Source organism: Pallidibacillus thermolactis (assembly GCF_025660415.1).
GTDB lineage: Bacteria > Bacillota > Bacilli > Bacillales > Caldibacillaceae > Pallidibacillus > Pallidibacillus thermolactis.
In genome coordinates this window covers 1-9,030 of record NZ_JAOUSE010000081.1, presented here as the reverse complement: position 1 = coordinate 9,030, position 9,030 = coordinate 1, and the positions used below count along the sequence as shown (strand labels likewise).

6 protein-coding genes and 2 pseudogenes are annotated in these 9,030 nt (G+C 34.0%); 5 read left to right on the top strand and 3 right to left on the bottom strand.

The genetic code is table 11. The features are described 5' to 3' along the window. The coding region (locus tag OEV82_RS15560) for a transposase (protein WP_263062385.1) at positions 1-190 on the bottom strand (190 nt) is incomplete at its 3' end. A 73-nt stretch (positions 191-263) separates the two neighbouring features. Between OEV82_RS15560 and OEV82_RS15555 the strand changes: the two are divergent. Then, positions 264-626, top strand: a pseudogene (locus OEV82_RS15555) (ATP-binding cassette domain-containing protein); the annotation flags it as partial. Positions 627-1,014: 388 nt separating this feature from the next. On the opposite strand, the pseudogene OEV82_RS15550 reads toward OEV82_RS15555, so the two are convergent. Both OEV82_RS15550 and OEV82_RS15545 read right to left on the bottom strand, forming a co-directional pair. Next, positions 1,015-2,391: pseudogene (locus OEV82_RS15550) on the bottom strand (amino acid permease). A gap of 183 nt (positions 2,392-2,574) precedes the next feature. Then, positions 2,575-4,215, bottom strand: a complete 1,641-nt coding sequence (locus tag OEV82_RS15545) for a PucR family transcriptional regulator (RefSeq protein WP_263062384.1) — start codon at positions 4,213-4,215, stop codon at positions 2,575-2,577. Positions 4,216-4,423: 208 nt separating this feature from the next. Here OEV82_RS15545 and OEV82_RS15540 point away from each other — a divergent pair, with 208 nt between their 5' ends. The 4 genes from OEV82_RS15540 (at position 4,424) to OEV82_RS15530 (ending at position 8,819) form a co-directional block, all read left to right on the top strand. Continuing rightward, on the top strand, positions 4,424-5,782 hold the full coding sequence (locus OEV82_RS15540) for an aspartate aminotransferase family protein (RefSeq protein ID WP_173661661.1): 1,359 nt from the start codon (positions 4,424-4,426) through the stop codon (positions 5,780-5,782). Between the two features lie 151 nt (positions 5,783-5,933). Continuing rightward, a complete protein-coding gene (locus OEV82_RS15535; RefSeq protein ID WP_263062383.1) occupies positions 5,934-7,394 on the top strand; it encodes a CoA-acylating methylmalonate-semialdehyde dehydrogenase in 1,461 nt (486 codons plus the stop codon). Positions 7,395-8,026: 632 nt separating this feature from the next. Then, positions 8,027-8,116 carry a putative holin-like toxin gene (locus OEV82_RS16240; RefSeq protein ID WP_407672787.1) on the top strand — a complete coding sequence of 30 codons (90 nt, stop codon included), beginning with the start codon at positions 8,027-8,029 and terminating at the stop codon, positions 8,114-8,116. 352 nt (positions 8,117-8,468) lie between these two features. Next, positions 8,469-8,819, top strand: coding sequence for a LysM peptidoglycan-binding domain-containing protein (locus OEV82_RS15530; RefSeq protein ID WP_263062382.1), 351 nt, complete (start codon positions 8,469-8,471; stop codon positions 8,817-8,819). Positions 8,820-9,030: the final 211 nt, after the last annotated feature.

Below are 9,030 nucleotides of genomic sequence, written 5' to 3'. Positions count from 1 at the left end.
TTTGAATGGCTTCTATATCAGCCAAAGTTAATTCCTGTTCACATTCAATTGGAGAGAGTTGCTTAATCCATTTATAAATCGTTACTTCTGAAACACCATATTCGCTAGAGAGTTGACTGACTGGAGTGCCTGAGCGATAAAGCTCAACTACTGTTTGTTTAAATTCTTGATTATACCGCTTTTGACTCATGATTCGGACACAACCTTTCGTTAGTTTAATATTAATGACTTAACCAAGTTGTGTCCATAAATCTATACTACATCTACTTGTTGTTAAGAAAATGAAGGGTAAAATTACGAATAAGGACAAAATATTTGCGAAGGATTTACTAAGGGAAGTTGGCTTAGAAAGTAAAATAAAGAAATTTCCTGAACAACTTTCAGGAGGAGAGCGTCAACGTGTTGCGATTGCGCGTGCTTTAATGAATGATCCAAATGTTATCTTAGCAGATGAGCCAACTGCTAGTTTAGATAGTAAGAGAGCATTTGAAGTTGTAGAATTGATTGCAAAGGTAGTAAAAAATCGAAACAAGGCAGCGATTATGGTAACACATGATGAAAGAATGCTTCCATACTGTGATCGTGTATATCGAATTGAAGAAGGTAAGCTGGAATTAGTCAATTAGTTGGAAGTACAAGATATGTTAGGCACTCAAAAGATAGGTTTAATATTTTTTAGGTAATGATCTCGATTGGGTTCTTTATGCGATTGAACTCAATCTAGATCATTTTTTGTGTTTTGACCTATTTGTCTTATTAAGGATCTTTTATAACTTTGATTAATGACAATACTCAGGCTTGGCACATTATTAATGTGTCTTCTGTTGCTGGATTCATTAAGTAATAAAATTGTTTGGACAAAATTGGCCAAGTTTTAAAACGGAGAGGGACAAAGCTTTTGGATACATAAGGAAAAAAACAAGTTCCTTATGTATCATGTAAGATAATAAAGAACTTGTTAACATTTTAAAAAAGATGTTAATACCATTTACTCAAATTAAGATTTATAACTACTTAACTTACATTTTCTTTACTTTCTACTTCGTTATTTTTATTGTTGATAAACAAGAAATACGATCCAACTGTCAAAACAGCGACAATAGTTGTAAGTATGGCTTGTGATCTTAATGATTCAATGAAGAACATCGCAATATAAATACCGGTTATAAATATAATTGTGGCATATGTTGAATATGGATATAACCACATTTTAATTTTTAATGCTTCTGGATCCTCAACTTCAAGTTTTCTCCGCATACGTAATTGAGAGAATGCTATAACGAGATAAACTAATTGCCACCGCACCTGATGAATTGACTAGGAATAAAAAGAGCTTGTCTGGTGAAATGTAGCTAAAAATCACAGCAATATAAGAAAAAGCAGTACTAAATAATATTGCTCGAACTGGAACACCATTCTTACTTAATTTTAGAAAGGATTTTGGTGCTTCAGGGCCATACCATAAAGCATTCTGGAATTGGCATATAGTGCTGAATTTAAACATGAAAGAACGGCTGTTAATACAACGAAATTCATAATCTGTGCTGCAGCAGGTATTCCAATATAATCGAGCACTGCAACAAAAGGACTAACTAATATATTTGCTGAATCCCATGGTAGTAAAGTAACTACAATGGCAATAGAACCAATATAAAAAATGAGAATTCTCCAAACAACACTATTGGTCGCAATTCGTACGGATTTTTCCGGCTGTTCCGATTCACCTGCTGCGATGGCAACTATTTCCGTACCCATAAAAGAAAATATCACAACCGTGATCCCGATTAAAACGGAACTTATACCAGTTGGGAAAAAACCTCCATTTCCAAGAAGGTTTGAAACCTCAGGTGATGCAATTCCAGGGTATATTCCAATAATTACAGATAGCCCAAGAATCAAGAATAAGACAATAGCTGCTACTTTAATTAGTGCAAACCAGTATTCAAATTCACCAAAGGATTTAACCGAAAATAAGTTCGTCATTGTAAGAGATACCGTTAAAATCAAGGCCATAAGCCATACAGGAAAGTCTGGGAGCCAGTATTGAATAATGGCTGCACCCGCAACAGCTTCTATCGCAATAACGACTGTCCAGAAAAACCAATATAACCAACCAATCGTATAACCTGCCCATGGCCCAATGGCTTCACTCGCATAGTTTGAAAAGGATCCACTTGTTGGTCGGGCAGCAGCCATCTCTCCGAGCATTCTCATTACTAAAACAACGATAAGCCCTGCAAGAGTATAAGATAAAATTGATCCTGGACCAACGGAATTAATTACTGCCCCACTACCAATGAATAATCCTGCTCCAATGACACCAGCTATGGAAATCATACTAATATGTCTAATCTTTAAAGCTGACTTAAGTTCTCCTTGTTGATTGCTCATAGAAACCCCTCCTTTTTTAAGCGCTTTCAATTAGCAATTTTCAAAAAAATATGAACTTTAATCAGGGTACACAATTACTTATTAAAATTCATTAGTCTAATTGTAAAAAAATTTATTGTTCTTTTTTTACGAAATGTAAAAAATTTTAAACTCTGGAATATCATCTGCTCAAACATTAGAAGTTTACTTGTTGTATTTTTCAATAAAGGATTTTTCTTTTTGGTTTTTATTTAATAGTTTATAAGCATGTATTGCCATTTCTATTGCTTGTCTTTTTATCGGTTCCATAAAATCATGACCAAGCAATTCCTCGATTTTGTCTAACCGATGATAAAGTGTTTGCCTAACTATAGAAAGTCGATCTGAGGTCTCTTTTTTCGAACCCATCGTTTCAAGATAAACGGTAAGGGTTAACAATAGATCGTCATGTTGAAGGAGAGGTTCCAAATAATGTAAACAATAGTTTTCCAAATCTTTCGGATTCAATTTCGTCAATAGTCGATATATGCCAATATCATCGAAAAAAACAACATCTAAAATACCTTGTCTTTGTAATCTTAGCACTTCATTTGCTTCAACATAACAGTTTGTTACTTGAGAATAGTCCTTTTGCAGGCTACTAACACTAATGTACAAATTTTTCCCATTAAATATATCTTCTTCATTTATATTTTTGATATCTTTAATGATTTTCTGGAATAAATTTACGTCACTCTTATTACCGTAACTAGTTTTATAAAAAGAAGCAATTATAGCAATTTTACGTTTCGTAACAGAAATAGAAGGGAAAAAACTATGTTTCCTAAAGATAGAACGCAAAATAATAGATTGTTGTAGTTTGATTTCCTCCCACTCATTATCTTTTAAGTTTTTTGGTTTCAAATTATTTTCAATAACGATGAGTCGATAATATAGATTTTCTGCTGGAGTTGGCAAAATTTTTAAAGCCGTCGAAGTGTCATACTCTTTACCTTGTAACAATTGTTGTACAAGAATTTCTTCCTGGTTTTGCTTTCTTTCTTCTATCGTTCTGTTACGTAATAGAATTTGTGCTATAGCCAAAGTAGCGCGATCAATAATAGAAAAAGAAAAATCGTCAATATTTTCTATAGATTCCTGAATATAAAGATTCGCCCAAGAATATCCAAGACCTTTTATTGGAAATATAGTATAAACTTCGCCATTGATAAACAAATGGTTATATGAATTTTGTTGGTTATCATCATTAGATTTTGAAAGAGTGCTAGCTGCTATATCTTTACATTTTATTGGGTAATAATAAATTTTTTCCTCATCTGTAATAAGAAAAATAGTTTTTCCGAAATAATCATATAACTTCTTGATAATTTTTAAGATGCCATTGGAAGCTAACGATAATTGATTAAATTCATTTGATAAATTGTGAAGATGATGTAGTTTTTCATGATGACTATTCACGATGATTGAATGTAAGTCTTGAGTTATATCAACAAATTTTACAATACAGGTAAAGACGATTATAGGGAACTGATGTTGATTGGCATATTCAATAATAGATGGATCGATTGTTTTGATATGGGTTCCTAATTCAATGCAAATTCCCGCTACTTCGTATTTGATTAATTTTTTTAATTGATCTATACCTGCTGAGGAATCAAATTGGAGATTAGATCCAGTGGTTAGTATTAACTCACCACCATTAATAAAAGAGTCAAAGTTTTCCATTTCTAATATGTGAGTCCATTTTACTTTCCTGTTTTTTCCGCCTTCTCCAGCTATTAATTTAGCGTTTTGAAACAAGTCTCGTCTGAGTATATCTGCAATTGTAATCTTTAATTTCCCCATATACCATCCTCCATACTGTAAAAAATAATAATTGAATATTTTACATTTTGTAAGATGTAATTGATTTTTGAATAATATAAATTGATTATGGACGGTAGTTGAAAGCGGTGTCAAATATTTTAAATACTAATTTAATAAAGAAAGAAACAAGAGATCCAAAAAGTATGTTTTACGTTTAGTTAAACAAATTTGAAGGGAGAAGATTGTAATGGATAATGTTCAAGTAAGAGAAAGTTTGTCACTTATTGAAAAAGATCGGAAGTATGTTTGGCATCATATTTCACCTTATAAAGAAGAAGCTCCACCGATGATTGTTGAAAAGGGAGAAGGTTCCTGGATTACGGATTATAAAGGAAATCGTTATCTTGACGCAATGTCAGGATTATGGTGTGTTAACGTTGGTTATGGTCGTGAAGAGTTGGCTGAAGTAGCTGCAGAACAAATCAAAAAATTGGCCTATACACCGATGACGAACAGTCATAAGTCGGCGATAGAGTTAGCAGAAAAAATTAATGCCATGCTTGATGACGAATATGTCATATTTTATTCCAATAGTGGTTCCGATGCGAATGAAGTAGCATTCAAAATTGCTCGTCAATATCATCAACAAAATGGTGAACCGAATCGATATAAAATTATATCCCGTTATCGTGCATATCATGGAAGTTCCATGGGAGCTTTATCGGCAACTGGACAATCCTTAAGGAAATATAAATATGAGCCACTTTCTGCAGGTTTCATACATGTTTCACCACCAGATCATTATCGTAAACCGGATAATATATCTGTGGAACAATACAATTTACTGAAAGCTAGAGAAATAGAAGAAACGATAAAATTCGAGCAAAAAGAAACAATTGCTGCAGTAATTATGGAACCATTAATAACAGGTGGTGGGGTAATTATTCCTCATGAAGTGTATGTTCAAGAAGTAGAGCGCATTTGTAATCGTCATGGTGTTTTATTGATCATTGATGAAGTAATTTGTGGGTTTGGTAGAACAGGTAAAGCCTTTGGACATCAACATTTTAATATTAAGCCGGATATCATTACAATGGCAAAGGGATTAACAAGTGCTTACTTGCCATTATCAATTACAGCTATTCGTAAAGAAATATATGAAGCATTTAAAGGAACTGAGGAGAACTATCATTTCCGTCATGTAAATACTTTCGGAGGCAACCCAGCAGCTTGTGCAGTTGCATTAAAAAACCTTGAAATCATGGAACGGGAAAATCTATTTAAACGCTCAGAAGAATTAGGAAAAAAATTGTTAAATGGATTAGAAGAATTAAAGAACCATCCAAATGTTGGAGATGTTCGCGGACTAGGTTTGCTGGCAGGAATTGAAATTGTTGAGGATAAAGAAACGAAGAAGCCTGTTTCCAATGAAAAAATAGCAAAATTAATTGCAGCAGCGAAGGCTAAAGGCGTAATTATTGGAAGAAATGGAGATACCGTAGCAGGACATAACAATATCCTAACGCTAAGTCCACCATTATCCTCAACAGATGATGATATTCAATTTATTATAAAAGTTTTAAAAGAGGTATTTTTCTGTGAGTAATAAGAAAGCTATTATTTCACTTATATTAAACGAGTTATTCTTCAAGTTGAATTACTAGAAAAATTGTGTATCGATTGGAAACAGACCTTATTAACATAGAAAAATAGTTTTTTAATGATATATCTTATTAATGAAGACGAGGAGGATTTATATGACACAAACGGCTGTAAAAATATTAAAAAATTATATTGGTGGTAAATGGGTAGATGCAAATTCAGAAAATACAGAACCGGTATACAATCCTGCAACAGGAGAGGTTATTGCACATGTACCGATTTCCTCTGAGACAGATGTAGAACTTGCTGTAGAGTCAGCAAAAGATGCTTTCGAAAAATGGAAAGATGTAGCTGTACCACGAAGAGCACGTATCTTATTTAAATTTCAGCAATTATTAGTTGAAAATTGGGAAGAGCTTGCTCGATTGATTACAATTGAAAACGGTAAAAATTATAACGAAGCTTATGGTGAAGTACAACGTGGTATTGAAAATGTAGAATTTGCCGCTGGGGCGTCTTCATTAATGATGGGTGAACAGCTTTCGTACATTGCAACAGACCTTGAATCTGGAATGTACCGTTATCCTATTGGCGTTATTGGTGGTATTACACCATTTAACTTCCCTATGATGGTCCCATGCTGGATGTTTCCAATGGCGATTGCAACGGGAAATACGTTCGTATTAAAGCCTTCAGAACGTACACCGCTCCTTGCCAACCGTTTAGCTGAATTACTAGAAGAAGCAGGTCTACCAGCAGGTGTCTTTAACATCGTTCATGGTGCCCATGATGTTGTCAATAGTCTAGTTGTTCATAAAGATGTAGCAGCAATATCTTTCGTTGGATCACAACCGGTAGCAGAGTACGTGTATAAACGAGCTACAGATAATCTCAAACGTGTACAAGCGTTAGCAGGCGCTAAAAATCATTCTATTGTTCTGCGTGATGCAAATCTTGATAATGCAACAACACAAATTCTAAATGCAGCATTTGGATCTGCTGGAGAACGCTGCATGGCCGCTTCTGTCGTAGCAGTAGAAGAATCAATTGCAAATGAGTTTATCGCCCAATTAAAACAAAAAGCTGATCATATAAAAATAGGCAATGGATTGGATGAAGGAATTTTCCTTGGTCCTGTTATCCGTGATCAACATAAAAAACGTACATTACACTATATTGAAACTGGTGTAAAAGAAGGAGCTAAACTCATTCGTGATGGTAGAAAAGACGAAGCGATAAAACAGGCAGGGTACTTTGTTGGACCTACTATTTTTGATCATGTCACACCAGAAATGAAAATTTGGCAGGATGAGATTTTTGCACCTGTTCTATGTATTGCTCGAGTAAAAGACTTAGATGAGGCTATAGCACTTTCTAACCAATCTCGTTTTGCAAATGGGGCGTGTATTTTCACTAAAGATGGAGGCAATGTACGTCATTTCAGAGAAAAAATCGATGCTGGCATGTTAGGAGTGAATATCGGTGTACCAGCACCAATGGCATTTTTTCCATTCTCTGGTTGGAAAGACTCCTTCTATGGAGATCTTCATGCGAATGGAAAAGATAGCTTGAACTTTTATACTCGTAAAAAAGTGATTACAACTAGATGGGTTTAGTAATATAAGTTTAGAGACAGTTAATTATTATGGTGTTCAATCAATGGTGATCGGTCTTAGGTTTGGAACACCTTGACCGGTCTTTTTTTAGAAATACGTTCATATTTGTGGTAATAATTTCAGCAACTAGTTCAATAATTTCTAGGTTGATTTTTTTATTTTAAGTGGGGATACCATGACATTATATTTTGGTTAAGATTTGGAAAGTCCATAGCATTTTATCACTATGTATTGGATTATCTAGATGGATTGATAGGAGGAAACAAACGAGTACATTTGTATTCGTGGGGACTAGGTATTAATTATTAAAGATGACTTTTCTCTATCATTTGTTTTTCCAAGGCGACTCTCGTCCATACTATTGTAAACGTTTAGCCGTATATGTATTAGGAATCCAAACTGTTACTTTATCATCATAAATTTAACAATAAGTAAGAGATTCTATACTCTATTTATTGATGATCAGCAAACACTTCTATTGTTATCACCTTCACTTTTTTAAATCTATAGTTCATTTTTATTAAGGATTAAAGTAGGATAGACCATACGTTCGTATCTATAGTATAATTTAAATTAGTAAATAGTCAGAAAACTCAAGGGTGGTCAGCATTATCCCCGAATGAAAGGGGGTGATGCCTATGTCGACATATCAAGTATTAATGCTTATGATCGCATTTTCCAGTTTGATTGTGTCGATCATTTCTTTTACAAACAAAAAGTAATCCACCCTTGAGTCCAACAGTTTGTTAGGGTGGATTACCTCATCCTGCAAGCTGACCCCTTTGAGGGATCGACTATTTACTTGGACCGTCTGGTGTTGCCGCACCAACGGTCTTATTTATTATATGTATATTTCTATTCTTATTATAATCTAATTTTATGAAAAATTAAACAGGTTAATTTGATACAAGGTTTGTTTATGTAATATTGAAAAAGGGAAACTTCACTTTATGTACACATCATGTTCAATGTTTCCCTTATTAGAATGGTTTTGTCGTAATTTATGAACTAAGTCATACACAAATAGCCCATCGCAAGCATACTTTGTAAAAAAATTGATAAGGGGTCATGTTAATGATGTATTTTTATCGACAATGTCCACAGGGGCATTATCCGTATAAAATTCAACCTGGAGATACGTTAATCCACATTGCTTTAAGATTGGATAAAAGTGTGTCGGAAATTTTGTCAGCGAATCCTGGTATAGATCCATATAACTTAAGAGTCGGTGAAAACATTTGTATTCCAGCATGTCCACCAAACCATAGGCCAATTATCATTCAGCCAGGAGATACCCTTTACCAAATTTCACAAACATACGGGGTAACAATTGAAAGTATACTGGAAGCAAATCCAAGTATTGATCCAAACTATCTCCGTGTAGGGCAGCGTATATGTATACCTGCTGCATGTGCGTTGAGGTAAAATAATAGAAAAATCCTAATCTGTATGAGATTTCTTAAGAATAAATTAGATTACTAAGACAATATATAGAAAATTTATCTTTTTTGAAGATTCATCACCACATTTTGTGATTTAACCCAAAAAATAAGGAAAACACTCACGAATTCCTGGCAATAATGTTAGCGTCACTTAACATAACAGGAGGTTCTAAAGTGTTTTCCGTATCACTAGA

Bases quoted from the DNA above. Each gene is read 5' to 3' on its own strand.
- OEV82_RS15535 (WP_263062383.1), top strand. From the start codon at position 5,934: ATGACACAAACGGCTGTAAAAATATTAAAAAATTATATTGGTGGTAAA.
- OEV82_RS15545 (WP_263062384.1), bottom strand. From the start codon at position 4,215: ATGGGGAAATTAAAGATTACAATTGCAGATATACTCAGACGAGACTTG.
- OEV82_RS16240 (WP_407672787.1), top strand. From the start codon at position 8,027: ATGCCTATGTCGACATATCAAGTATTAATGCTTATGATCGCATTTTCC.
- OEV82_RS15540 (WP_173661661.1), top strand. From the start codon at position 4,424: ATGGATAATGTTCAAGTAAGAGAAAGTTTGTCACTTATTGAAAAAGAT.
- OEV82_RS15530 (WP_263062382.1), top strand. From the start codon at position 8,469: ATGATGTATTTTTATCGACAATGTCCACAGGGGCATTATCCGTATAAA.